29 protein-coding genes and 1 pseudogene are annotated in these 24,474 nt (G+C 63.9%); 16 read left to right on the top strand and 14 right to left on the bottom strand.

The genetic code is table 11. The features are described from left to right. The first annotated feature begins 2 nt into the window (after nt 1–2). The 4 genes from CFB46_RS12930 to CFB46_RS12940 all read left to right on the top strand — a co-directional run bounded on the left by CFB46_RS12930 (nt 3) and on the right by CFB46_RS12940 (nt 2,280). Nucleotides 3–1,106 (top strand): NAD(P)H-dependent flavin oxidoreductase, encoded by a 1,104-nt coding sequence (locus tag CFB46_RS12930; RefSeq protein WP_089500187.1) that lies wholly within the window; start codon nt 3–5, stop codon nt 1,104–1,106. Between the two features lie 114 nt (nt 1,107–1,220). Next, nucleotides 1,221–1,592 carry a GFA family protein gene (locus tag CFB46_RS12935; RefSeq protein ID WP_089500188.1) on the top strand — a complete coding sequence of 124 codons (372 nt, stop codon included), beginning with the start codon at nt 1,221–1,223 and terminating at the stop codon, nt 1,590–1,592. Further along, nucleotides 1,589–1,717 (top strand): hypothetical protein, encoded by a 129-nt coding sequence (locus CFB46_RS36410; RefSeq protein ID WP_256122098.1) that lies wholly within the window; start codon nt 1,589–1,591, stop codon nt 1,715–1,717. Before CFB46_RS12935 ends, CFB46_RS36410 begins: the two co-directional genes overlap by 4 nt. Before the next feature lie 107 nt (nt 1,718–1,824). Beyond that, nucleotides 1,825–2,280 (top strand): MarR family winged helix-turn-helix transcriptional regulator, encoded by a 456-nt coding sequence (locus tag CFB46_RS12940; RefSeq protein WP_089500189.1) that lies wholly within the window; start codon nt 1,825–1,827, stop codon nt 2,278–2,280. Nucleotides 2,281–2,332: 52 nt separating this feature from the next. Here CFB46_RS12940 and CFB46_RS12945 read toward each other — a convergent pair whose 3' ends face one another. The 5 genes from CFB46_RS12945 to CFB46_RS12965 all read right to left on the bottom strand — a co-directional run bounded on the left by CFB46_RS12945 (nt 2,333) and on the right by CFB46_RS12965 (nt 4,823). Further along, entirely contained in the window at nt 2,333–3,049 is a 717-nt protein-coding gene (locus tag CFB46_RS12945; protein ID WP_089500190.1) for a GNAT family N-acetyltransferase, read from the bottom strand. A 168-nt stretch (nt 3,050–3,217) separates the two neighbouring features. Continuing rightward, complete coding sequence (locus CFB46_RS12950) at nt 3,218–3,547, bottom strand: DUF4148 domain-containing protein (RefSeq protein ID WP_089500191.1); 330 nt, start codon at nt 3,545–3,547, stop codon at nt 3,218–3,220. A 73-nt stretch (nt 3,548–3,620) separates the two neighbouring features. Then, nucleotides 3,621–3,947 carry a DUF4148 domain-containing protein gene (locus tag CFB46_RS12955; protein ID WP_089500423.1) on the bottom strand — a complete coding sequence of 109 codons (327 nt, stop codon included), beginning with the start codon at nt 3,945–3,947 and terminating at the stop codon, nt 3,621–3,623. A gap of 65 nt (nt 3,948–4,012) precedes the next feature. Beyond that, nucleotides 4,013–4,339 (bottom strand): DUF4148 domain-containing protein, encoded by a 327-nt coding sequence (locus tag CFB46_RS12960; RefSeq protein WP_089500192.1) that lies wholly within the window; start codon nt 4,337–4,339, stop codon nt 4,013–4,015. 64 nt (nt 4,340–4,403) lie between these two features. Further along, complete coding sequence (locus CFB46_RS12965) at nt 4,404–4,823, bottom strand: organic hydroperoxide resistance protein (protein WP_027784477.1); 420 nt, start codon at nt 4,821–4,823, stop codon at nt 4,404–4,406. Nucleotides 4,824–5,605: 782 nt separating this feature from the next. On the opposite strand from CFB46_RS12965, the gene CFB46_RS36415 reads away from it, so the two are divergent. From CFB46_RS36415 to CFB46_RS12980, 3 genes are all read left to right on the top strand, one after another. Beyond that, complete coding sequence (locus tag CFB46_RS36415; protein ID WP_256980657.1) at nt 5,606–6,103, top strand: LD-carboxypeptidase; 498 nt, start codon at nt 5,606–5,608, stop codon at nt 6,101–6,103. Then, nucleotides 6,073–6,453: a hypothetical protein gene (locus tag CFB46_RS36420; protein ID WP_256980658.1), complete on the top strand. Its 381-nt coding sequence runs from the start codon at nt 6,073–6,075 to the stop codon at nt 6,451–6,453. Before CFB46_RS36415 ends, CFB46_RS36420 begins: the two co-directional genes overlap by 31 nt. Before the next feature lie 69 nt (nt 6,454–6,522). After that, nucleotides 6,523–7,226 (top strand): IS6 family transposase gene (locus CFB46_RS12980; RefSeq protein WP_089500194.1). Its coding sequence is split into 2 segments (ribosomal slippage): nt 6,523–6,696 and nt 6,699–7,226, totalling 702 coding nucleotides; the frame shifts between segments, so codons are not numbered across the junction. A 289-nt stretch (nt 7,227–7,515) separates the two neighbouring features. Here CFB46_RS12980 and CFB46_RS12985 read toward each other — a convergent pair. Then, nucleotides 7,516–8,433 (bottom strand): LysR family transcriptional regulator, encoded by a 918-nt coding sequence (locus CFB46_RS12985; protein WP_089500195.1) that lies wholly within the window; start codon nt 8,431–8,433, stop codon nt 7,516–7,518. 135 nt (nt 8,434–8,568) lie between these two features. Here CFB46_RS12985 and CFB46_RS12990 point away from each other — a divergent pair, with 135 nt between their 5' ends. Next, nucleotides 8,569–9,411 (top strand): oxidoreductase, encoded by an 843-nt coding sequence (locus CFB46_RS12990; RefSeq protein WP_089500424.1) that lies wholly within the window; start codon nt 8,569–8,571, stop codon nt 9,409–9,411. 91 nt (nt 9,412–9,502) lie between these two features. Here the strand turns inward: CFB46_RS12990 and CFB46_RS12995 are convergent, their stop codons facing one another. Beyond that, the gene (locus tag CFB46_RS12995) at nt 9,503–10,453 is read right to left on the bottom strand and encodes an AraC family transcriptional regulator (protein WP_089500196.1); all 951 of its coding nucleotides are present in this window, start codon (nt 10,451–10,453) and stop codon (nt 9,503–9,505) included. A gap of 101 nt (nt 10,454–10,554) precedes the next feature. Here CFB46_RS12995 and CFB46_RS13000 point away from each other — a divergent pair, with 101 nt between their 5' ends. Further along, on the top strand, nt 10,555–11,520 hold the full coding sequence (locus CFB46_RS13000) for an SDR family oxidoreductase (protein WP_089500197.1): 966 nt from the start codon (nt 10,555–10,557) through the stop codon (nt 11,518–11,520). A gap of 117 nt (nt 11,521–11,637) precedes the next feature. Beyond that, nucleotides 11,638–13,443, top strand: coding sequence for a CocE/NonD family hydrolase (locus tag CFB46_RS13005; RefSeq protein ID WP_227789490.1), 1,806 nt, complete (start codon nt 11,638–11,640; stop codon nt 13,441–13,443). Between the two features lie 163 nt (nt 13,444–13,606). Here CFB46_RS13005 and CFB46_RS13010 read toward each other — a convergent pair whose 3' ends face one another. Next, on the bottom strand, nt 13,607–14,491 hold the full coding sequence (locus CFB46_RS13010; RefSeq protein ID WP_089500198.1) for a LysR family transcriptional regulator: 885 nt from the start codon (nt 14,489–14,491) through the stop codon (nt 13,607–13,609). A 135-nt stretch (nt 14,492–14,626) separates the two neighbouring features. Here CFB46_RS13010 and CFB46_RS13015 point away from each other — a divergent pair, with 135 nt between their 5' ends. Further along, nucleotides 14,627–15,628, top strand: coding sequence for a zinc-binding dehydrogenase (locus CFB46_RS13015; protein WP_089500199.1), 1,002 nt, complete (start codon nt 14,627–14,629; stop codon nt 15,626–15,628). A gap of 1 nt (nt 15,629) precedes the next feature. On the opposite strand, the pseudogene CFB46_RS13020 reads toward CFB46_RS13015, so the two are convergent. From CFB46_RS13020 to CFB46_RS13030, 3 genes and pseudogenes are all read right to left on the bottom strand, one after another. Beyond that, a pseudogene (locus tag CFB46_RS13020) lies at nt 15,630–15,815 on the bottom strand (helix-turn-helix domain-containing protein); the annotation flags it as partial. Nucleotides 15,816–16,040: 225 nt separating this feature from the next. Next, entirely contained in the window at nt 16,041–17,456 is a 1,416-nt protein-coding gene (locus CFB46_RS13025) for an ISNCY family transposase (protein WP_089500200.1), read from the bottom strand. Nucleotides 17,457–17,697: 241 nt separating this feature from the next. Beyond that, nucleotides 17,698–18,186: an aminoacyl-tRNA deacylase gene (locus CFB46_RS13030; RefSeq protein ID WP_027784485.1), complete on the bottom strand. Its 489-nt coding sequence runs from the start codon at nt 18,184–18,186 to the stop codon at nt 17,698–17,700. 456 nt (nt 18,187–18,642) lie between these two features. On the opposite strand from CFB46_RS13030, the gene CFB46_RS13035 reads away from it, so the two are divergent. After that, a complete protein-coding gene (locus CFB46_RS13035; protein ID WP_089500201.1) occupies nt 18,643–18,936 on the top strand; it encodes a YciI-like protein in 294 nt (97 codons plus the stop codon). 7 nt (nt 18,937–18,943) lie between these two features. Here the strand turns inward: CFB46_RS13035 and corA are convergent, their stop codons facing one another. Beyond that, nucleotides 18,944–19,921 carry a magnesium/cobalt transporter CorA gene (gene corA / locus CFB46_RS13040; protein WP_089500202.1) on the bottom strand — a complete coding sequence of 326 codons (978 nt, stop codon included), beginning with the start codon at nt 19,919–19,921 and terminating at the stop codon, nt 18,944–18,946. A 202-nt stretch (nt 19,922–20,123) separates the two neighbouring features. Between corA and cydX the strand changes: the two genes are divergently transcribed. Next, on the top strand, nt 20,124–20,270 hold the full coding sequence (gene cydX / locus CFB46_RS13045; RefSeq protein ID WP_089500203.1) for a cytochrome bd-I oxidase subunit CydX: 147 nt from the start codon (nt 20,124–20,126) through the stop codon (nt 20,268–20,270). After that, nucleotides 20,267–20,884 (top strand): AAA family ATPase, encoded by a 618-nt coding sequence (locus CFB46_RS13050; RefSeq protein ID WP_089500204.1) that lies wholly within the window; start codon nt 20,267–20,269, stop codon nt 20,882–20,884. Before cydX ends, CFB46_RS13050 begins: the two co-directional genes overlap by 4 nt. A gap of 131 nt (nt 20,885–21,015) precedes the next feature. Here the strand turns inward: CFB46_RS13050 and CFB46_RS13055 are convergent, their stop codons facing one another. Together CFB46_RS13055 and CFB46_RS13060 are read right to left on the bottom strand one after the other, a co-directional pair. Next, nucleotides 21,016–22,116, bottom strand: coding sequence for a saccharopine dehydrogenase family protein (locus CFB46_RS13055; protein ID WP_089500205.1), 1,101 nt, complete (start codon nt 22,114–22,116; stop codon nt 21,016–21,018). Nucleotides 22,117–22,608: 492 nt separating this feature from the next. Beyond that, nucleotides 22,609–23,073, bottom strand: coding sequence for an Lrp/AsnC family transcriptional regulator (locus CFB46_RS13060; protein ID WP_006481526.1), 465 nt, complete (start codon nt 23,071–23,073; stop codon nt 22,609–22,611). A 249-nt stretch (nt 23,074–23,322) separates the two neighbouring features. Between CFB46_RS13060 and CFB46_RS13065 the strand changes: the two genes are divergently transcribed. Both CFB46_RS13065 and CFB46_RS13070 read left to right on the top strand, forming a co-directional pair. Then, entirely contained in the window at nt 23,323–23,874 is a 552-nt protein-coding gene (locus CFB46_RS13065) for a Spy/CpxP family protein refolding chaperone (RefSeq protein ID WP_089500206.1), read from the top strand. A gap of 136 nt (nt 23,875–24,010) precedes the next feature. After that, on the top strand, nt 24,011–24,442 hold the full coding sequence (locus CFB46_RS13070; RefSeq protein ID WP_027784492.1) for a PGDYG domain-containing protein: 432 nt from the start codon (nt 24,011–24,013) through the stop codon (nt 24,440–24,442). The last annotated feature ends 32 nt before the right edge of the window (nt 24,443–24,474 follow it).

Consider the following 24,474-nt stretch of genomic DNA (forward strand, 5'->3'; position numbering starts at 1 on the left):
ACGTGAATCAACCCACCGACCACCGGACAACCCTGTTGCGCACGCTCGGCATCCGCGCCCCGATCGTCCAGGCGCCGATGGCCGGCGTCAGCACGCCGGCGCTGGCCGCCGCCGTCTCGAACGCGGGCGGGCTCGGCTCGCTCGGCGTCGGCGCGACCGACGCCGACGGCGCGCGCAAGATGATCCGCGACACGCGCGCGCTCACCGAGCGGCCATTCAACATCAACGTGTTCTGCCACCGTCCGGCGCAAGCCGACGCGGCCGTCGAGCGCGCATGGCTCGACTGGCTCGCCCCCGCGTTCCGTGCGTACGGCGCGACGCCGCCCGCGTCGCTGTCGGAGATCTACACGAGCTTCGTCGCGGACGACGCGATGCAGGCGATGCTCGTCGAGGAAAAGCCGGCGGTCGTCAGCTTCCATTTCGGGCTGCCGTCCGCGGGCGTGATCGCCGCGCTCAAGCGTGCGGGCATCACGCTGTTCGCGGCTGCGACGAATCTCGACGAGGGCCGCCAGATCGCCGCCGCCGGCATCGACGCGATTGTCGCGCAGGGCATCGAAGCCGGCGGTCATCGCGGCGTGTTCGATTCGACCGCGCACGACGATCGCCTCGGCACGTTCGCGCTCACGCGCCTGATCGTGCGCGAATGCGCGCTGCCCGTGATTGCCGCCGGCGGCATCATGGACGGCGCAGGCATTGCCGCCGCGCTCGCGCTCGGCGCACAGGCCGCCCAACTCGGCACCGCGTTCGTCGCGTGCCCGGAGACGTCGATCGACGACGGCTATCGCCGCACGATCCTCGGCGATGCGGCGCGCCACACCACGTTCACGCACGCGATCTCGGGCCGCGTCGCGCGCGGCATCGCGAACCGGCTGACCGCGCTCGGCGACGCCCCGCACGCGCCGGCCACGCCCGCGTATCCGATCGCATACGATGCGGGCAAGGCGCTGCATGCGGCCGCGAAGGCGAAGGGCGAATTCGGCTATGGCGCGCAATGGGCGGGGCAGGCGGCGCCGCTGGTTCGCGCGCTGCCGGCCGCCGAGCTGTTCGCGGCGCTCGAACGCGAAACGCGCGAGGCAATCGAGCGGATGCAGCACGTGCTGGACTGATCGCGCGCCGCGGATTTGCAATGTCCTGTATCTGCGCGGATCGCCGATACAGTGCGATACAACGCCCGCGCGCGGGTTCGCTATAAAGCAGACATGACCGTTTTGGAGTCCATCATGTCTGCTACCTGGTTCAAAGGATCCTGCCATTGCGGGGCCGTCAAATTCGAAGTCCGCACGGCCATTACGCCGGCCGTGCGCTGCAACTGCAGCCTGTGCCGCCGACGCGGCGCGCTGATGAGCCCGATGTTCGCCGCCGCCAACCTGACGATCGTCGAAGGCGAGGGCGCGCTGACGTGCTATCGCTTCAATACGCACACGGCCCGTCACTATTTCTGCAGCCGGTGCGGCGTCTATCCGTTCCACCAGACCCGCAAGGACCCGGCATGCTGGCGCGTCAATCTCGGCTGCCTCGACGGCGTCGATCCGTATGCGCTCGACGCGACGGTCGCCGATGGGGCAAGCCTCTCGGTCGTGGAGGACGCATGAAACGCTGGCTGATGATCCTGCTGTTTGCCGCGGGCGGGCTCGCGACCGAAATCGCGCATCCGGTGCAGTGCACGTTGCTGTCGGTCAGCCGTCAGCAAACCGGCAAGCGCCGCAAGCCGGGCTGAACGCGCGACGCCTCAGCCTGTCGGCACCGATTATCATGCTTCCGATAAGATCGCATGCGATATATAATGCGATTGTCTGCGACCATTCGCGTCGCTGGAGGAAGTCCATGAAACCGACCGAAACCCCGTCGCCCGCCACGCCGAAGCTGTCCGAGTTCCTGTGCTTTGCGATCTACTCGGCGAACCTCGCGTTCGGCAAGGCATACAAGCCGATCCTCGACGAGCTCGGCCTCACGTATACGCAGTACATCACGATCATTGCGCTGTGGGAGCAGGACAACCAGACCGTCGGCCAGCTCGGCGAGAAGTTGTTCCTCGAATCCAATACGCTGACGCCGATCCTGAAGAAGCTCGAGGCGATGGGCTATCTGGAGCGGCATCGCGATCCGTCCGATGAACGCCAGGTGCTCGTCAGCCTGACGAAGAGCGGTCGCCGCGTGCGCGAGAAGGGGCTCGACATGAACCTGGTCGAAGCCACCGGGCTGAAGCCGGACGAGTTCGCCAAGGTGCAGAAGGCGATCGTCGCGCTGCGCGGCAACCTGATCCGGTCGACCGAAACATAAAAACACTCAGGCACGGCAAGCGGCCAACGCGTGAATCGCGCCGGCCGCGTTGTCACGCACGCGCATCGTCCAGCACCAGCAGGTGCATCTCGCGACGGACGACGAAACCGAGCGCGAGATAACGCTCGATCGCCACCTGGTTCGTCGTGAGGACGTGCAGGAAAGGCGTTTCCGCGCGCGCACCGATCGTCGCGATCAACGACCGGATCAGCCGCGCCGCCAGCCCTTGCCGCCGAAACGCGGCATCCACGCAGACGGCGCTGATCTCGGTATATCCATCGACCTGCATCCGCTGACCGGCCATCGCGGCCAGCCGGCCGTCGCTGCGCACGCCGATGTAGTGACCAAGCTCGAACGTGCGCTGGCCGAACGGGCCTGGCTGCGCGGCAGCGGTCAGCGCGAGCATGTCAGGCACGTCGGCTTCGCCGAGCGGAACATGCTCCGCTTCGTGTGCCGCATTGAGCGTCCCTTGCCAGGTCATTTGAAGCAACGTCGCGCGCCGGATCACCGACATTCCCGCGGGCGGCTCGATCTCATCCGGCGTGACGAGCGCCGCCGGCCCGTGTGCGGCGATCAGCCCGCGCAGTGCGTCGAACGACGCCGGGCTTGTGTCGTCGATCGCGGCAAACGGCGCGATGGCCGTCGGGAACCGCAGCGCGCGACCCTCGCCGAGCGCAAAACGGCGTTGCCTGCCCGTGAGCGCATTCCAGACGACCCGGTCCAGCACGTGCGCAGCGCCTGTCGCGTTTCCGGTCATGACGTCCGGCATCGGCGGCTCCTTGGGGAAAAGATGAGGTGCCGCACAGAATAATCCCGGACGGGGCGAACCGGTAGCGCTGGCGACGCAGACCAGCGCAACGCAAACAAAAAGCGCACGCGATTACATCGCATGCGCTTTATATGGCGGGCTTCGGCGACCGAATGCGTCGTACCGCGCTCAATGGCCGAAATAGATCGAGCGCTCGGCGGTGCGCACCGTATTTCGGCTGCCGGACTGCGTGGCGCCGCCGGCCTCGCTGCCGTAACCGGCTGCCTGCGTATCGGCCGCGACGGCGCCGTCGTCGCGAATCCGGTTCAGCGCGGCCTGGATATTGTCCGGGTAGTTCGGATCGTTGGGGCGATTCGGCTGGTAGCCGGCTTGCTGCAACGCGGCCAGTTCCGCACGCACCTGCGCACGCGTGACGGCGCTTTCGCCGGCAAAGGCCGGTGCGGCGACGGAGGCCGACACGGCAACGAGAAGGGCGGCAATCAGTTGGGTCTTCATCATTCACCTCGACAGGGATTCAGGAATTCAGGGGGGTGCACCGCACGCCGTCCATCGGCGCCGCTCGCGCGTTCGTTCAATGACCGAAGTAGATCGAGCGTTCGGCGACTCGCGTCGCCGGCCGGCTGCCCGACTGTGTAGCGGCAGCGGCATCGTTGCCGTAACCGGATGCCGCCGTATCGGCCGCCAACGCGTTGCTGCCATGAATGCGCGTCAACGCGGCCTGCAGGTCGTCCGGATAGTGCGGATCGTTCGCGCGGCCCGGCCGATAACCGGCCTGTGCCAACTGGACGAGTTCCGCGCGGACTTGCGCGCGGGATACGACGGCTTCGTCGGCAAATGCCGGTGCGGCGACAGAAGAGGAAACAGCCACGAGCAGGGCAGCGATCAAGCGGGTTTTCATCATTCACCTCGACAAAATGGAAACAGGGATAAAAGGAATCAGGGTTCACGTATCAGGCGTGGTGCTCAGTGACCGAAGTACACCGAGCGCTCGGCCACGCTGACGGCATGCCGGCGGCCGGATTGCGTCGCGGTGTCGCCGTCGCTGCCGTAGCCGGCAGTCGCGGCGTTAGTCGCGACGGCTGCGTCGGCGTGGATCTGCGTCAGCGCGGCCTGGAGATCGTTCGGATAAGTGGCGTCGGTCGCACGGTTCAGCGGATAGCCGGCCTGTTGAAGCTGCGCGAGTTCGGCGCGCACCTGCGCACGCGTCACGGTGGATTCGTTGGCAAACGCCGGAGCGGCAACGGCAGCCGAAACAGCGACGAGCAGGGTAGCGATCAATTGGGCTTTCATGTTTCACCTCGATGGAGAAGGAATCGGGAATTCGGGGGCGGCGCTCGGCCGCTCGATGCAACGTTCAGGCGATCCGGATGTCGACGTCGATGTTGCCGCGCGTCGCCTTCGAATACGGGCAAGTCTGGTGCGCGGCGTCGACGATGCGTTGCGCGACGTCGCGCTCGAGCCCCGGCACGCTCACGTTCAGCCGGGCTTGCAGGAAGTACGCGTTGCCCGCCGTGCCGAGATCCACTTCGGCGTCGACCGCGAGATCGGCCGGCAGCGTCACCTTCGCGGCGCGCGCCGCAAGCTGCATCGCGCCGATGAAGCAGGCCGACCAGCCGGCCGCGAACAGCTGTTCCGGGTTGGTGCCGGCGCCGGCGCTTCCCGGCGACGACAACTGAATGTCGAGGCGACCGTCGGAACTGCGCGCCGCGCCGTCGCGACCGCCGGAAGTCGTATGCGTCTTGCCCGTGTACAGCACTTTGTCGATCTTGCTCATCGTTTGCTCCGTCGGTTGGGTATTTGTCTCAGATGCGATTCGATCGCATGCGACGCAGTTTCCGCTTGGTGGCCGCTTACGTCAAGCGTGTTCGATTAAATCGCATGCGATATTTTGTATTTCAATGTATCCGGATCGTGTAGCGCGTTGCTGGGTAAGGCTTTCAGGCGATTCCAGCCCCGGTGCGCCGCGGCAGCCATCCGCCGGAGGGCGCGATGGATCCTGGCCGATGTGGATCGGGCGCTCGGCGTGATGATCGCCGCTCCCGGCCGCTGCTGCGCCTGACGCCCGCCCACTTCGCGCTGTACCGCGCGTACCTTGAGAGGCTCGATGAGGCGACGTTGCACATGCACTACGGCGCGCCGGGCACGTAAACCAGTTTCAGTGCTTCGGTAGCTTCAACCAGGTTCAGCATCTGACGCAGATGAAGCGTGCGCTGTCGTCGTTTCGCGGATTCGACAGCGATGCAACCGCCGCGGTACCGACCGACGCGTTGACGCTGGGAAGGGCCCGCAACGCGGACGGCTCCGAAGTGCATCCGCTCGACGTGCTGCTAGGTTCGTCGATCGAATGGGATCCGCAGCGATCGGTCGGCGATTTTTGCATCGACTGTGATTCTCAAGCGGCGCTGGAAGCGAATCGGATTCGCGGACGACGGAGAATGGCATCTCCCCGCCTTCAATGTCGCCTCGCAGGTGTGAGCGGTTCGCGAGTGGTATCAGGTATATTCAGCGGGCTCTTATCCTCACGGTATCCGTTCAATGGAATCAAGACGCAAGACAGTGGGCGTCGTCGCGCCCGCAGGTGTGCCCGATCCGCAAGGCATCGAGCGTGGCATCGCGCTGGTCGAGAGCTGGGGCTTCAAGGTCACGACGGGCGCTCATCTCGGCAGCCGGTACCGCTATTTCGCCGGTACCGCCGAGGAGCGCGCGGACGATCTGCGGCGCGCCTTGATGGATCCGTCAATCGATATCGTCTGGCTCGCGCGAGGGGGATTCGGTTGCGCGCATTTGCTCGAACACCTGCCCGACGAGATCGCGACGCCGAAGACGATCGTCGGTTTTTCCGACGCGACGTCGCTATTCTGCGCGCTTGCAGACCGGCCCGGCGTGCGCTTGTTGCACGGTCCGACATTCCACAGCCTGGCGACCAAGGTCAACGACGCGACGCGTGCCGACATGCGCGCCGTGCTGACCGGTGGCAAACGCGCCCCGCTGAGCCTCCGGCATCTGTCCGGCGCCCTGATACGGTGCGGGGACGTCTGTGCGGCGGCAACGTGACGGTGCTCGCGAGCGTCGCGGGTACACGCTGGTCGCTTCGCTCACGCGACGCGATCATACTGCTGGAGGACGTGACGGAATTCGGCTACCGGCTCGACCGCAGCCTGACGCAACTGCGTCTGAGCGGCGCGTTCGACGGGGCCAGCGCGTTCGTGCTCGGACAATTCACGCGCTGCCCGATCCCGGACGGCGCGGATTTCACGCTCGAGCAGATGCTTGTCGACGTGCTGGGCGGCTTCGGCCTGCCGATCTACTCGGGTCTGCCGATCGGACATGAACAACGCAACATCACTTGGCAATACGGCAACCAGGCTGCCATCGAGAACAGCGCGATCCGGTTCGTCGCGTAGCGTCGAATCGGTTCTGTCGCAATAAGACCGTCTGGTAGGGTGACGAGACGAGAGCGAGGGAGTCGAGTGATGAACCCGAAGCTGAATAACGGCCTGGCAAAAGTGTTCAAGCGCCTACATTATCCTTTCGATGTGATGTTGCTGTGCGTGCGTTGGTACGTCGCTTACCCGCTGAGCCTTCGGCATCTTGAAGAGATGATGGCGGAGCGCGGGTTGTCGGTCGACCACTCGACGGTGCATCGCTCTGGGCGCTGAAAATGTTGCCGCAGCCGGAGAGAGCGTTTCGGTGCCGCAAGCGGCCGGTCGGCGGAAATTGGCGGATGGACGAGACCTATGTGAATATCGGCAAGGAGTGGAAGTACCTGTACCGGGCCGTCGACAAGGCGGGCGACACCATTGACTTCCTGCTGAGAGCCAAGCGGGACAAGGCTGCGGCCCGCCGCTACTTCGAGAAGGCGATCGATCAGAACGGCGCACCCGAGACTGTGACGATCGACAAGAGCGGAGCGAATCTGGCCGCCTTGAAAGACATCAACGCCGAACGCGAGGAGCCGATCAGGGTTCGTCAAAGTAAGTACCTGAACAACATCGTCGAGCAGGGCCACCGAGCGATCAAACGGCGAACTCGCCCGATGATGGGCTTCAAGAATTTTCGATGTGCGAGGATAGTGCCCGGCGGCATCGAAGTAATGCATATGATCCGCAAAGGGAAAATGAAGTCGACTCGCAAGAACCAGACAGCCGCCGAGCAATTCTATTCGTTGCCGTTTTAGGGAATCCTGAGGATCCAAGGGACGTCTGTCGACCTTCGTCCTTATCGCGACAGAACCCGCCGGAGTGTCCGATCGAAGGAATCCCGCACGAAGACTGAGTGCTCGCGCCGTGGGCATCGGGTGTTCACTGTGCGGCAAGCCCGACCTTCCCGGAGTCATTCGACGCGGCGACAGGAGCATCCGAAGTCTTCTCGTCCGCCATCCTCTTCTCTGCTTTTGCGACGACTGAAACCTGATCATCAAGTGTCAGGCGTTGCAAAACCGGGGCGGGCCATGGATGCGCTTGAGGCTACGAAGGTCGTCGCGCGCGCAAAAGCGTCAGGAGTGCCGCCAGCACGGGAGAAATCTGCTTGCGGGACGGGTAGTAAAGATAAAAGCCCGGAAAGGGCGCCATCCAGTCGTCCAGCAGACGGACCAGCCGTCCAGATGCAAGCCAGTCCGCCGCCTCGTGTTCCAGGACATAAGCGACCCCGAGCCCATCCGCTGCGGCGTGAAGCATGAGGTCCGGCTCGTTGAACGTGAGCGGCCCGGAAACGGCGATCTTCAGTGGCCGGCCATCCCGCTCGAACTCCCAGGCATACACCGTATCTGCCGAGACCATCCGATAGTTGATGCAACGGTGCGTGGCAAGGTCTTCCGGCGTACTCGGCGCCGGATACCGCGCCAGGTACGCGGGCGATGCGACGACCACCATCCGGAGCGCGGGTCCGACGGGCAGCGCGACCATGTCCTTCTGCAATTTCTCTCCGAGCCGGATGCCGGCATCGAAGCGGTCTGCCACGATATCGCGAAATCGGTAGTCGATGATGACCTCCACGACCGCGTCGGGATGCGCGTTGCCGAACGTGTCGAGCACGGGCCGGATAACGGCCTCGTAAGCCTGTCTTGTCGCGGTGATGCGCAGCGTACCGGCGACCTGGTCGCGCGCCCGGCCCAACTCGCCCAATGTGGCGTCGATGGCCTGCAACGCCGGCTCGAGTGTCAGCAGCAGCTTCTCGCCCGCCTCTGTCGGCGCGACGCTGCGGCTTGTCCGTCCGAGCAATACGATGCCGAGCCGCCGTTCGAGCCGCTTGATCGTATAGCTCAGCATCGAATTCGACACCCCGAGCTCGGCCGCCGCGCGCGTAAAACTCCGCGTCCTCGCAACCGTCGCGAAGGCGGACAGGTCGTCAAGGCTTCCTCGCGCGATCTTTCCATTGGATTGCATGGCTCGTTCGAATTATCCGGGATGATCGAAAGAATAAGCGTAACTAAAATTCGGTCAAGGTGCTGCGGCAGGCCGCCGTGACACGGGATGCCGGTTGGCGGGCGAGGGCGGATGGGGCGAACGAAAGGAGCGACTATGTTGAAGAAAAATGCGGTGTGGCTGATCACAGGATGTTCGAAGGGGCTGGGACGGGCACTGGCCCGAAGCGCGCTCGAATCCGGGTATCGCGTCGTGGCAAGCGCGCGGGATGAGGCAGCCGTCGAGGACCTCGTCCGCGCGTATGGCGACGCTGTCGCGGCCGTCCGGCTCGACGTGGCCAGCCAGGAGCAGGCAGAGACCGCCGTTGCCGCCGCCCACGAACGATTCGGCGCGGTCGACGTGCTCGTCAATAACGCTGGCTACGGATATCTGGCCGCGATCGAAGAGGGCGAGGACAGCGATGTCAGGGCGATGTTCGAGACGAATGTCCATGGAACCTGGAACATGATCAAGGCGGCCCTGCCCGGCATGCGCAAGCGTCGGACAGGACATATCGTCAACATCGGCTCGGTCGGCGGCCTGACGACCTTCCCCGGCGTAGGCTTCTATCACATGACGAAGTTTGCCGTCGAAGGACTCTCCGAAACCCTGGCGAAAGAGATTGGCCCGCTAGGCATCGGCGTGACGGTCGTCGAGCCGGGCGCATTCCGGACCGATTTCCGGGGCGCATCGATGCAACAGTCCGGCATACGCCTCGAAGATTATGCGGACACAGCCGGCAAGGCTCGCGACAGTGTGCTCGCCGGGCACGGAAAACAGCAGGGCGATCCGGTGCGCGGCAGTCGAGCCATCATCGCTGCGCTGGAATCGGATCGGCCGCCGCTGCATCTCGTCCTCGGAGGCGATGCGCTCGATCTCGTCCGCGCCAAGCTCGAGGACCTGAGGGTCGACCTCGACACGTGGGAGCATCTGACGAGAAGCACGGATTACGAGGCGTGAAGGAGGCGCGGGTGGACGCGCCAGTCGGCTGCCTTGGCCCGGGCAGTCGGGCACCCCCATGTGAAGGGCGGCGACATTGAAAGCTGGTGTTCTACCCGACTCCTTCCACATCAACGTCAATATTGCCCATCCCGGCTTTTCGCTGTCGACCGTATTGGCGTGGAGAACGGTTCATCACGCGTTTGAACGCCGTGCTGAAGGACTTCTCCGACTCGTAGCCAAGGGCGAGACCGATTTCCGAAACCGAATCGCGGGAATGGGTCAATCGGTCCGCGGCCAGCATCATTCTCCACCGCGTCAAATACTCCATGGGCGAGAGCCCGACCGTCTCCTTGAATCGGAGCGCGAACGTGGTGCGAGACATCGCCGCTTGCTCGGCCATGGTCTGCAAGGTCCACCTGCGACCCGGCGAGGCGTGCATGGCGTCGATCGCAGCCCGCATACGTTTGTCGGACAACGCGAAAAGCCAACCGACGTTTTCATGGCGTTCGTTCGACAAATGAAGTCGTAGCGCCTCGACAAGGACCAGCGTCGCCAACTGCTGCGCGACGATGAAATCTCCAGGTTGCGCATCGCTCAATTCCTGCCGCATGCGCTCCACGCACCATCGCAGTGTTGCCCGATTCGTTTCTTCGCGGACATGAATGAGCGGCGGCAGCATGCCCAACAGCAGATCGGCCTGGCCTTCGGCTAGCGTGAAATAGCCGCCGATGCTCAGGAACCGGCCCCCGCCGTTGTGCGTCACGATGCGCCCATCCGGGACCTGCGGCAACAGCGTATGGACGTCGACCGGTTCGACGGCCAGATCGCTGGCGAGGCGAAACGGCTTTCCTCCCGCCAGCAGGAAGCATTCACCTGCACTCACTTTCACGGGAGAGGGCAGCCCCTCGACCAAAACCCAGCACTCACCGCGCAGCACGGCGTGAAACTTGATGCCGTCGTGCGCGCCGAATTGCACGGCCCAGTCTCCGTTCGCATCGAAGCCGCCGGACACATAGCTGCGCAGTCTCAGTAACGACAACACTTCCGATAGCGGGTCCATGAATCAATTCCGAACGATCTCAAACCAAATGCGAACTCTACGCCATAGTCCGTCCCGCACCAAATCCTTAACCTGTCGTTGAAACGATCAGGAGGTGGGTGATGCGCGTATTTGTCACGGGTGCGACCGGCTTTATCGGCTCTGCTGTCGTTCGCAGTCTCGTCGATGCCGGCCACGAGGTTAGCGGCCTTGTACGCTCGGCCAATGCCGCCGCTTCACTCGAAGCCTTGGGAGCTCGAGCCTGCCGCGGGACGATCGAGGATCTCCCTGTACTGCGCCGGGCTGCGGCAGCGGCGGATGGTGTCATTCACACCGCCTTCTTTCATGCGCTCTCGCACGCCAGCCTGGGGACTCGGGTACGCATCATGTTCGGCGGTCGCCCTGCGAATATCGTCGTGCGATTCACGACTGCGGCCGTCGGAGCGGAGCGGCGCGCCATCGACACATTCGGTGGCGCACTCGAAGCAAGGAAAGGCTCGCTGGTCATCGCGTTTCCGACGATGGCGATGGCGCCGGGGCGACCGGCACGCGAAACCGATGCCGCTGATCCCGGCACGGTGGGCGGCCTCAGGGCGCAATCCGAACAGGCGGCACTGGATCTCGTTGCGACCGGCGTGCGCGCCACGGTTGTTCGGCTGCCGCCGTCGGTGCATGACGAGACCCGGCTCGGGCTCGTCACGCGGTTGATCGAAATTGCACGGAAGAAGCGAATTTCCGCGTATCCGGGGGACGGGAACAACAGATGGGCGGCCGTGCACCGGCTCGACGCATCGCTGCTGTTCCGGCGCGCGCTCGAAAGCGGCGAGGCGGGCGCCCGCTATCACGCCGTGGCGGAAGAGGGCATTCCGTTCCGTGACATCGCCGAGGCGATTGGACGCCACCTCGACGTCCGCGTTGCGTCTTTGTCCGCCGAAGACGCCGCGCGGCATTTTGGCTGGCTGGCGCCCTTCGTCCGTGCCGATAATCCGGTTTCCAGTCAGGCCACACGGGAACGACTGGGCTGGGAGCCGCTGCATCCACAGTTGATGACCGACCTGATCGCTTCCTTGCGCGACGTACGTCGCTGACGTCTCTCGTGCCTGGGCACGGCACCGCGGCATCCGCACGTGATTGCCGTGTCCGCGGAAAACGAGGGACCGTCTGAATGGACGGCGACGTGGGTTTCACGACAACCAGGAGTGCTTATGATGGGTTTGACCAGACTGGCACCGCTCGCTGCGGCTCTTTCCATCGCGTTCGCGCCGCCGGCACACGCCGAGCGTGTCGACAGCGGCGTGCCGGGGATGCGCTTCGATCATGACGTGCCGGTGACCATGAACGACGGCGCAAAGCTGAGCATCAACATCTATCGTCCCGACAAGCCCGGCCGCTATCCGGTGCTGATGCTGATGGGGCCTTATGGCAAAGACACCAGCATGGCCGACGCGCCCGCGTACAAGACATCGTGGGCCAAGCTCATCGCAAAGTATCCGGATCTGTGCAAAAAATCGTCTTGCCGATATATCCGTTTCGAGGCGCCCGATCCGGAACGCTGGGTTCCGAATGGCTATGTCGTGATCCACGCCGACGTGCGGGGCGCCGGCGCATCGCCGGGTGTGCTCGATCCTTTTTCGCCGCGCGAAACGCAAGACTACGCGACGCTGATTACCTGGGCCGCGCATCAGCCATGGAGCACCGGCAAGGTCGGTCTGCTCGGTACGTCGTTCCACGCAATCAACCAGTATCAGGTCGCCGCGCTCAACCCCGAGGGCCTCGCCGCGATCCTTCCATGGGAAGGCGCCTTCGATCAATATCGTGAGATCGCTTACTACGGCGGCATCCTCAACGTGGCGTGGCAGTTCTGGTGGGAACATCAGGTCGTGCCCAACCAGAACGGGAACGCCGGGACACCGCTGGTCGATTCCATCGGCGGCGGCAAGGACACCGGCTCACCGCTTTCACAGGAGCGTCTGAAGGACAACCGCATCGATCCCGTCGGCGCCTTCGCCAGGCATCCGTTCGACGACGCCTGGTATCACGAGCGCACACCGGACGGCAGCCGAGTCACGGTGCCGTTGCTCGACGTCGCCAACTGGACCGACTGGAGCACGCAAGGTTACCTTGCGGCGGCCAGCAAGCAGAAGTGGCTGCGCATCCAGACCGGCGACCACTTGACGCCGTTCTATTCGGACCAGGCGCTGGCGCTGCAAAAGCGCTTCTTCGATCATTTCCTGAAAGGCATCGGCAATGGCTGGGAGCAGGAGCCGCGTGTCGCCGTGCAGGTCAGGCGCCCGGACGGCGCGACATGGCGAAACGAGAAGGCGTGGCCGTTGCCTGGCACGAACTGGGAGCCTTACTACCTAGACGCAGCGAGCGGATCGATGGGCCCTGCGCTCGAAGCCGCCGCACCGGCTGCGAAATCCTGGTCGGGCTCAGGTGAAGGGCTGACATTTACGACCGCGCCGTTTGCGGACGAAACGGAGTTCACGGGTCCCATCGCTTTGCGATTGTGGGTCGGTTCCTCGACGGCGGATATGGACATTTTCGCAGCGGTTCGGCTCATCGATCCCGAAGGCCGTGATGTCACTTTCATGGGAAACAGCGATCCGAACGTACCGCTCGATCTGGGCTATCTGCGCGTGTCGCACCGGGCTATCGACCCGGCGAAATCCGCGGCCTGGCAACCGTTTCATCCGCACCTCGCTGCCGAGCCGATGACGCCCGGACAACTGTATCCGGTCGACGTGGAGTTCACGGAGCCGACGAGCATCGTCATTCCCCAGGGATATCGCCTGGCCCTGACGATCCAGGGGAAGGACTTCGGCTATGGGCCCGGCGCGCCCACCGTGCACGCCAAAGACTACGATCTTCCGGACGACAGCCATTCCGGGCTGTTCTTCGCCGCTCATCCCAATCGCGATCCCGCTCTTTACGGTGGCACGGACACTGTCGCGACGGGTAGCAAGCATGCGTCGTACCTGTTGTTGCCGCACGTCCCGCCTCGCCGTTGAATCGATATCGTGGCGGCCTCGTCGATTCCGTATTTTGCCGTTTTCGGGACGCTGCTCGTCGCCGCATCCCTTTTTGGTTTCCATCGCGTTGACAGGTGTGCCGACGCTCTCGTCAAGAAGAGCCTTCACATGCCTTTGCGTTCGATGGGCGACTCGTTGTACGTCATGTTCCGAGTGCCGAGATCAAATAATCGATCACCACCCGGACTCGCGTCGGTACGCGTCGACCGGCTGGATAGACGAGGTGGGTTGCCATGCGTTCCGGCTGAAACTCGGGCAGGAGGACTTCGACTTGTCCGGTATCGATTTCCGCTCCGAAGAGCCATCGTGGCGCCTGGGCAATGCCGAGCCCGTGCAGTACCGCGGCACGTACCTGCTCTGCGTCACCCGTCAAAAAAGACCCCTGAGGAACGCAATGAACGATTTCTCGCCCGACCTTGAAGCGCCAAGGGCGGCGCTCATGGTTTCGGGCGAAGACGACGCCTGTATGTCCGTCCAGGTCGGCCAGCCGGGCAGGCCGGCCTTTAGCCGCGATATAGCCCGGACTGGCCACGAGCAGCGATTCCGTCTCCGATAGTTTTCTCGCTGTCAGCGAGGAATCCACCAGTGGCCCGTGGCGGATTGCCAGATCCAGTCCTTCCCCGACGAGATCGACCTGTCGCTCGGATACGGATAATTCGAGCGCAACGTGCGGATATTGTCGAAAGAACCCGGGAAGGAGCGGCGTCACGCACAGGCGGCCGTAGGCAGGCGCGGTCGTCAATCTCACCAAGCCTTGTGGAGACTGCTGTCGCGTCCCGACCGACGACTCCAGCGAATCGAAGTCTTCCATCAAGGGCTTGGCCGATTCATAGAATGCCTGCCCCGTCGCGGTGATCACCACCTGACGCGACGTTCGCAACACCAGCTGAGCGCCGAGATACTCCTCCAGCGCGGCAATCTGCTTGCTTACGGTCGGTTGTCCAATGCCTTCCTCGCGCCCGACGGCGGAAAAACTGCCGCATTCGACTAGCCGAACAAACAGGCGAATTGCGTTCAGGCGATCCATGAGTATTCGTATCGATCCATTCTGTACTGGAATCGATGGTATGCCGGGAGGCTGCGTTTCGGCAACGGGCCTACTTGTTTAAGTTACCGCCTGTGCAGTTACCGTCATCACTGTTTACCGCTGGAGAAACGCGTCATGAAAGCTATCTGCGTTACCGCTGAACGCTCGTTGGAAGTTCGTGATATCCGGCCGCCGAGCCGGCCGGAAGCAGGTCATGTGCTGATCGACATGGAGGCATCTGCTATCAACCATGGCGACAAGATATTTTTGCGTATGCGGGCCGAGGATGGCAGAGCGCTCGCGCCCAGCCAGCACGGCGTGTGGGGCGCTTCCGGCGCCGGGACGGTGGTGGCGACAGGTGCCGGTGTCCCGGCGCGTTATATGGGGAGACGCGTCGCTGTCTACCGCTCGCTGAACCGTAGCGCGTACAACATCGGGCTTTGGTGCGAAAAAGCGCAGGTGCCTTGCACGAGTTGCCTGATCTTGCCCGAACACGTCAGCGCACGGGACTATTGCGGGTCGCTCGTCAACGTGATCACAGCCTATGCGTTTCTCGAAACGATTACCGAGGCCGCGCATCGGGGCGTGATTGCCACGGCGGGGAACTCGGCAACGGGGCTGGCGCTCGCGGCACTCGCTCGTCAGAGAAATATGCCGGCGATCTCCATGGTGAGGAGCCAGGCTGCGCAGGAGGCGCTGCAACGCCACGGTATCGAGCATATCGTGCGCGCCGATGAAGACTTTGCCGACACACTCGGAAAGCTGTCCTCCGAGCTGGGAACGACGGCTGTATTCGATGGTGTGGGCGGTGCACTGACCGGCCAGATGGCAGCCTGTCTGCCGATGCGCTCGTCGGTATATTTCTACGGCACGATGGCCGGACCCGTTCCGTTTCCCGTGTCGGCGCCGCTCTTCATGATGAAAGATCTTTCGATGCAGCGTTTCAGCAATTTCGAGAGCCGCACGGTGCGAGAGCATGAAAGGTTGGTGGCTGCCCTGAGTGCGCTCGAGAGCGTGATCGTCGATCCTGTGTTCAGGACGAGCCTCGGTCAGGAATTCAGCCTTGATCTGATTGACGACGCTATGGCCTACGAATCCATCGACGGACGAAAGGCGATACTGACAAGCCAATCGTGAATCCCGATACCAATCCCGCCACGCCATGCTCCCGAAGCCGGGCAACCAGTCGGCGAATCTGCCGCGTCGTCAATTCCAGCCGTTCTGCCGCGCGCCACGGCTTGAGCCTGCCATCCGCCACGTCCTGAATGACCTTGAACCGGTCCAGTTCGCGCATCGTCATCGTGATCCGCTCCGTTGCAGCCATCGTAGCCTCCGGCGCCGGACACCCGGCGGCCGAACAGCTTACGCGGCACGAAAGCGGACATTTCTATGTAGCCAAAAGCGGACATTTCAATCTAGCCACTACAACCAATGTCATACCCGGATTCAGATGTCGTAGCGCCAGCTAAATACAGATGTCGCATGTTTCATCCGCTTTCTCGTCATTCAGCATTGAAGCGCCGAGCCTGAAGCAGCAGGGCGCTTACGCTCACCCGCGGGCCTTCGCAGACCGCCGCTCAGTTCCTGCGTTTGATGTGACCTCCAGAATCGCCGTCTCCATGTCAGCCGCCGTGAACCGGCGCGGTTTCTTGGTGCCGGGTTGCGCTTCGTTCTCCCGCACCGGAAGCCCTCGATGCGTTCGCGACGGCGCGGTCCCGATCCGCCGGCTGTCGCGCTGCGCTTGAAACGCTTGCGCCACTTGCAGCGCGTGACTCAGGCGCTTGTGGTCCACGATGGCGCCTTGATCGACTTCGGCCAGCCGGTCATACGACTGAGCTGCCAATATCTGACCGGCTGCTCGGATTTCGATCCGACCATCCGGGTACTCCCACACCTCGACGTCGCGATGGATCCACGCTCGATTCCCCGGCGTATCGTCCAGCAGGTACAGCACCCGGTCGTACTGCACCGTCAACGCCTTCGTCACCCGGCGTGTCTCACGCCAGGTCAGCAGTAGGTCCAGATCCTCGTCGGATCGCAGCGGCCGGTGCGCATCAAAGCCGCTGCGTGGCGGCTTCGCGAAGCGCTCGTTATACGTGGCGATGAAGGAGGGCGCATAAGCATTGGCATCCGCTACCGTGCTAATCCCGCGCAATCGTAGCTCCTTGACCAGTCGGTCCTGCAACGTCAGATGTGCTCGCTCGACACGGCCCTTGGCGGAGCTGCTGTTCGCGCAGAACGTGTCGATGTTCAGTTCGTACATCGCGCGGCCGAAGTGCGTGACGCTCTGGCCTGTCTTACCGGCGCTCGTATTGCGGAACACGCTGTACTTGTCGCTGCAGAACGCTACCGGCTTGCCATGGCGCTCCAGATACGTCCGCGTGGCCTCGAAGTAGCTGAAGGTCGATTCGGTCTGAGTGAAGTGCAGCATCATCAGCCGGCTCGTCGCGTCGTCGACGTACACCAGCAGCGTGCAGGCCGGCGCCCGTTCCTCGAACCATCGATGATCGCTGCCGTCGATCTGGATCAGTTCGCCCAGACACGCCCGGCGTGCTCGCGGCTGATACACCTTCGGTGGTCGTTGCCGGCGCGGGATCCAGAGCCCAGCGTCCGTCATCAGCTTCCTGACCGTTTCCTTGGCCAACCGAATGCCGTGGCATTCCCATAGCTTCTCGCAAGCCAGCGTCGGCCCGAAATCGGCGTAGCGCTCACGGATAACGGTCAGGGCACGTAACGCCAGCCCGTCGTCGAGCTTGCGGTTGCCCGGTCGGCCACGACGGCCCGAAGCTACGCCGTCGGGCCCACGCTCGCGATACCGGATAACCAGCCGTTCCACCTGGCGCACGCTCAGGCCCAGCCGTTCGGCTGCACGGCCTGGCTTCAAACCCGTGTCTACCACAGCCTGGATCACCTTGAGTCGATCAAGCTCTCGCATCGTCAGTGTCACCAATCCGGCTGGCTGCATGGTCGGCTCCCGTGCTTGCTCAACGAGCCGTCCAGCATGCCAGCAGTCAAAAACACGACATCTGTAAATAGCCAGAACACGACATTAGGATATGGCTGCTACAACCAAATCCGGTGATAATGTTGATTATGTCAAATTATAAACTTACCGAGCAGCCGTCCTCGAATCGTGGCCATACGACACCTACTCGCGCCTCACCAGCCGCCCGCGACCATCCATTTCCTCGGGCAACCGGCCCGCATCAGGACAACATCATCCCCTGCATCCTGTGCGAGAAATGCGCGCGCTCGGCGGTCTCCATCAGCATCAGGAATTCGTCCTGCGTCATGTGAATCAGCGCTTCGTGATCGCCGGCCTCGAAATAGACTTCCGGCTGCTGCGCGAGGCGTTCCTCGAGGAACGTCTTCATCCCGTACGCCATGCAGACCGGCGGCAGCGCGCCCATGTCGCAATCCTTGAACAGCTCGCGCAATTCGACCTCCCGGGCGAGCACGAGATGGCGTCCCGTCTTCACCCAGAGATCCGACAGGCGCACGGCGTGCGTCGTCGGTAATACGGCGGCGACGTAACCTTCAGCGTCCTCGAGGAGCACCGTTTTCGCGAGCCGATCGCCGGGAATGTGCGCGGCGGCGGCCGTCTCCATGCTCGTATGGCTATAGGGGTGGTACACGACTTCGTACCGCGATGACTTCTGGCGCAGGCAATCCTGCAGGGTGGCTGAGACTGGCATGGCGCACCTCGTCTGGGCGAATCGGGCGAACGGAGTTCGCTCCGGATTCGTTCAGCATAGGTCGCATTCCGGCCCAATGGAAACGCCCTCGCGCGACGCCGATCCAGATGCGCCGGCGCCGGCTCCCGGCATTTTTCATCCGCCCGCCTGCCCTCGCTGGCGTGCGGGATCCAGCCCCGCAATATGCTTGAAAAGCCCCTCATTTCTGTAGACGAATTTCAGGAAGTGCCTACGTAGAAGCGAATGAGCTTCCAATTTGCCGATGTAGAGAAACTAGACCGTTAGTTGCATTTTTAGGAAAACGGCAGGACTCTCTCGAGGATCAGTTATTCAAAAAAGCGAACCCTCGAATGCCCGCCGTCACGCGGGCAAACCCCGCCGCCAAGGCCTTTCCAGGTGCCCTATACTGAGCCGGCCGCCCACCATCACGCGGCGGAAACCGAATCCGGAGCGATCATGCATTACCAGTTGATCTACGAACTCGTCGACGATTACCTGTCGCGGCGCGAGCCGTTCCGTGCGCAGCATCTCGCACTCGCGCAGGCCGCGACCGAGCGCGGCGAACTCATGCTCGCCGGCGCGCTGGCGGACCCGGCCGACCAGGCCGTGCTCGTGTTCGAAGGCGATTCGCCGGAAGCGGCCGAATCGTTCGCGCGCGCCGATCCGTACGTGCAGAACGGCCTCGTGAAATCATGGCGCGTGCGGCCTTGGCGCGTCGTGATCGGCAAGCACGCGCCGCGTCCCGCGTGAAATCGGGCTACAGCCACCCTGCCCGCTTGAAACGCCACCACAGCGCGAGATCGGCGACGGCCATCACCGCGATGCAGCCGTAGAACCCGTATTTCAGGTGCAGTTCGGGCATGTTCGCGAAGTTCATCCCATAGATGCCGGCGATCATCGTCGGTATCGCGAACAGTGCGGCGAACGAGCCGAGCCGCTTGGTCACCTCGTTTTCCGCGAGCGAAATCATCCCGAGGTTGACCTGGATCGCCGTGACGACCATCTCGCGGCGCCCTTCGATCGTCTTCACGATCCGCTGCAGATGGTCGTACACGTCGCGGAAGTAGGCGGCCATCCCGCTGCAGACCTGCGGAACGCGTCCGCCGGTGAGCTTCGCGAGCGGCTCCATCAACGGCGCCGTGTGCTGGTACAGCAGCACGAGCCGGCGTTTCAGCGAATAGAGATCCTCGATGATCGCGCGCGACGACGCGGGCGTCGCCTTCGCGAAAATGCGATCCTCGAGTTCCTCGAGCTCGGTGCCGAGCGTTTCGAGGATCGGGAAATACCGGTCGACGACCTGGTCCATCAACGCGTAGAACACGAACGCCGACCCCTCTCGCAGCAGATGCGGCTCGCGCTCGCAACGCTTGCGCACGTCGCGAAAATCCTGCTCGGTATGGTTGCGGATCGACAGCACGTAATTCGGGCCGACGAACACGTTCAGTTCGCCGACCTTGAATTCGCCGTCCTCGTCGAGTTCGACCGTATGCAGCACCGCGAACAGCGAATCGCCGTATTCCTCGATCTTCGGCCGCTGATGGCCCTTGCGGGCATCCTCGAGCGCCAGCTCGTGCAATCCGAACTCCTCGCCCATCAGATCGATTTCCTCGGGCGTCGGATCCTTCAGCGCGACCCACACGAAGCATTCGGGCTTCGACACGTAATCGCTGATGGCGTCGATGTCGATATCGGCCAGCTTGCGGCCGTCCTGGTAAGCAGCACAGTTGATCAGCATGTTGTCCCACGATGTTGCGGTTTGCGCATCAGTTTACCGGTTTGCTGCACGGACGGCCCGGCTTGCGCGGTACGTCGATATTGGTCATGATCGGGCTGAGTGCGCCGCAGCACGCAGCCTCGGGGCACGTCGACAAGCCCGCCGGGCCTGCATTGCGCGCCGCGCAACGGCCGTGCGGCCCCATCGTCAAGGAGACGGACCTATGTGGTATTTCTCGTGGATACTCGGCATCGGCGTGGCACTCGGCTTCGGCATCATCAACGCGATGTGGCTGGAAGCGGAAGTGTTCTCGCGCGGCGACAAGCGCGGCGACACGTCGCGCCAGAAAGCGGGGAGCCGGTATTCGTGACGCATCTCGTGTTCTTCTGCGGTCACGCCGGCACCGGCAAGACCACGCTCGCGAAGCGGCTCATCGGGCCGCTGATGCGCGCGACCGGCGAAGCGTTCTGCCTGCTCGACAAGGACACGCTGTACGGCCGCTACAGCGCCGCCGCGATGGGCGCGCTCACGGACGATCCGAACGACCGCGACAGCCCGCTCTACCTCAAACATCTTCGCGATCCCGAATACCAGGGCCTGCTCGACACGGCCCGTGAGAATCTCTCGCTCGGCATCGGCGCGCTCGTCGTCGGCCCGCTGTCGCGTGAAGTGCGCGACCGGCGCATCCTCGACCGCGTGTGGCTCGGCATCGCACCCGACGTCACGCTGACGGTCGTCTGGGCCCACACGTCGGAAGACGTCGCACATCAGCGGATCGTCGCGCGCGCCAACCCGAACGATGCGTACAAGCTCGCGCACTGGGACGAATACCGGCAGCGCCGCTTCGTGCCGACCGGCCGCGAATGCGACGGCATCGTGATGTTCGACAACACCGCACCGTCCGATGCGGATATCGACGCGCTGCTGTACCGCATCGTGCCGCCGCCGCAACCGGCGACGATCGTCCCGCCGCTGCCGGCCTGATCGCGCCGCCGGGCGCCCTTCCCGCTTCCTCGACTCGACAAAAGACAACGCCGGAAGCGCTGCTGCGCTCCCGGCGTCGTACGGCCCTCGTGCCCCTCGTGCCAGAGGCTGGCGAATTCTGACAACCGCGCTCAGGCAACCGCGTGCACGCGCTCCATCGCACCGCCGTCGTACAGCTTGCCGAAGCGGTTCGACAGGAACGCCTTCAGCGACACCTTTTCTTGCGGGATAAAACCGCTCTGCGGCAGCTTCTTTTCGCGGAACAGATCCAGCACCGCGCACATCGCGCCGGCCGTCGTGATCTGGATCGCGCTCATGTGCATCCCGCACACGTCCTTCGCGAAGATCTTGCGCGTGAACACGTCCTGCACCAGTTGGCCGTCTTTCACGCCCGTCACCGTGACGAACACGAGCACGACGTCCTGCTTCGTCGACGGCACCGCGCGGCGCATGATCGACTTCAGCGTATCGCGGTCGCTCGACAGGCGCAGGTCTTCCAGCAGGAACTGGACGAGCTCGCGGTGGCCCGGGTAGCGCACCGACTTGTAGTCGAGCGTCTCGACCTTGCCCGACAGCGTTTCGCACAGCGTGCCGAGGCCGCCCGACGTGTTGAACGCTTCGTATTCGGTGCCGTCGAGCGAGAAGTGTTCGAGGCCTTCGAGCGGCTGCACCCACTGCTTGCGGCCGTCGCGGATCGCTTCGCACGGCTGGCAGTATTCGTTGATCAGGCCGTCAACGCTCCACGTCAGGTTGTATTTCAGCGCGTTGGTCGGATATTCGGGCAACGCACCGACGCGCATCTTCACGTCGCGCACTTCGCTGAAGCCGTTCACGAGTTCGTGCGCGGCGATGCCGATGAAGCCCGGCGCGAGGCCGCACTGCGGCATGAACGCGCGATCGGAGCCGTCGGCCAGTTCGCGGATCGCGTGCGTGGCGCGCACGTCTTCGGTCAGGTCGAAGTAGTGAACGCCGGCAGCCTTCGCGGCGGCGGCCACGTTGACCGCGAGGTAGTAAGGCAGCGCGTTGACGAGCGCATCGAAGCCCTTCACGGCTTCGCGAATCGCATTCGCGTCGGCCGAATCGACCCGCTGCGTCGCGATGCCTTCGCGCGACAGCTTCGCGAGCGCATCCGCGTCGCGGTCGAACGCGACGACTTCGTAGTCGCCCGTTTCGCGCAGCATGTGAGCAATGGTGTGGCCGATCAGACCTGCGCCGACGATGGCGATTTTCATGCGCTTATCTCCTGATGATGGGTTGGTGTTGTTGGCTGCGTTGAGCCATGAACACAGTGTAGGGACGCTCAAAATCAGTTCCAAGACGAAGAATGATGCGAAACGACCGATAATTTCGACGTTATGACGTTACATTTCGCCGAAATGACCTATTCGTCTAAAAATCGCGTAGAGAAGCTGTCGCAAAGCGGTCGTTGGCGGTCGCGCATCGCAACGACGAAAACGAGGACGCACGGCGCGCCGGACGCACGAACTGCCCATGCATCAGGTGCGGCACGCCGGTCGAAACGGAATAGGAAAGGAGATTCGGGAGAGATGCGCGAAGTGCGCGGGAGGACGATGGCGAATGCCCCGTGCCGATCACGATGTACGACGAAGGCCAATACGAATGCGTGCGGGCATGCACGCGGCGCCAATCCGGGCGCCGGTGACGCACCGAAGTCCGCGCCGCGCATGCGCATGCGCCGTCATGCGCGGCGCAGCGTGCAAAGGTCAGCCGCCGATCGTCCCGCGATCGATCTTGCGCGACAGGATGATCGACGTCGTCGTGCGCTCGACGCCTTCGAGCGTGCCGATTTGGTCGAGCAGATCGTTGAGCCGTTCGGGCGAATCGGCGCGCAGCCACGCGACGTAGTCGTACTCGCCGCTCACCGCGCACAGCAGCTGGACTTCCGGCATCCGGTCGAGCTTGCGCAAGACGTCCTTGCCGAACTTCGGCGTGAGGATGATGCCGACGTACGCATAGATGCTGGCGTCCAGCACGTCCTGCCCGAGTCGCACGCTGTACCCGGCGATCACGTTGGTGCGTTCGAGCCGCGCGATGCGTGCGACGACCGTCGTGCGCGCCACGTCGAGCTGGCGCGCGAGATCCGCGACGCTGGCGCGCGCATCGGCTTGCAGCAGTGCGACGAGTTGCCGGTCGAGATCGTCGAGTTGGTCGAGGCGGGGTGGACGCATGACGCTGGGCCGGTACGCACGTGCCGGCGGAGTGGAAAGTGACGCGATGATAGCGCCGAACGCCGGCGCGCCCAACCGGCATGGCCCGGATTCGAACCTTTCGATTTCGATTCGTATCGGATGTAAGCAAGTGTCGCATTCACTGCCGCGCTGCATGCGACGTGCTACTAATAGCGTGCGACGCGAGATGCGCACTGGCGGCAATGGCCGCCGCGCCCGCTCGCAAGACACCACCCCGGAGAGCCAATCATGAAGAAAATCTCGCTCACCCTCGCTACGCTCGTCGTTGCAGCCAGCGCATTCGCGCAAACCCCGGCACAGCCGCAGGCGCCCTCCCAGGCGCCGGCCACGACGGCCGGGGCATCGGCCCCGAGCGCCGAGCAGCGCGCGGCACGCCACGAAGCGCGCATCGAGCAGCGCATCAAGTACCTGCACGACCAGTTGAAGATCACGTCGGCGCAGGAGCCGCAATGGAAGACGTTCGCCGATACGATGCGCGACAACGGCGCGACGATGGGCCGCCTCTACAGCGAACGGATGGCCAAGCACGACGTGTCCGCTCTCGACGACATGAAGCAGTACGCGGAACTGTCGCAGGCGAACGCCGACGGCGCGAAGAAACTCGCCGACGCCTTCGCGCCGCTCTACGAGAGCTTCCCGGCCGAGCAGAAGACCTTGGCCGACACGACCTTCCGAAGCTGGCTGCACCACGGCGGCGAGCACCGCGGCAAGGGCAAGACGAAGGGCAAGGAAGGCACGGCAGCAGCCGCGCCGGCCGCGAGCGCACCCGCGCAGCCCTGACGCCCTTCCCCGCCGGCGCCGTGCTGCCCGTCCGGGCCGAACGGCGCCGCGCCGCGAGCGGCGACCGGCGCGTCACACGGCGCGCCGAATTCGGGATAAGCTCCCGGCTTTTCCCGCTTTCCCGCCCTTCCCCGCCATGCTCGAACTCAAGCAACTCGATCTGCGTACCGATCCGCAGGCCCGTCGCGTCGTCAAGGACGAAACCGTCACCGTCTCCTTCGCGGAGGCCGACGGCGAACTGATGAGCCTCGAAGGCCCGAACCGTTATGGTGCGGGCGACGCGCTGATCACCGGCTCGACCGGCGACCGCTGGGTCGTGTCGCGCGCGCGTTTCGACGCCAAATACCTGCCCGCCGATCCCGCGCTCGCACACGGCGCGCCGGGCGCTTACCGCAACCGGCCGGCCGTCGTGCTCGCGCGCCGGATGGACGAACCGTTTACGATCGCCCGCTCGGAAAACGGCGACACGCTGCGCGGCGTCGCCGGCGACTGGGTGATGCAATACGCGCCCGGCGACTACGGGGTCGTGCAGGCGCAGCGCTTCGCGCAGGTCTATCGCGACGCGTAACGCACCGCGACCGCGCCGGCTCAAGGCCGGCG

The sequence above is a fragment of the Burkholderia sp. HI2761 genome, assembly GCF_002223355.1.
Taxonomy (GTDB): Bacteria; Pseudomonadota; Gammaproteobacteria; order Burkholderiales; family Burkholderiaceae; genus Burkholderia.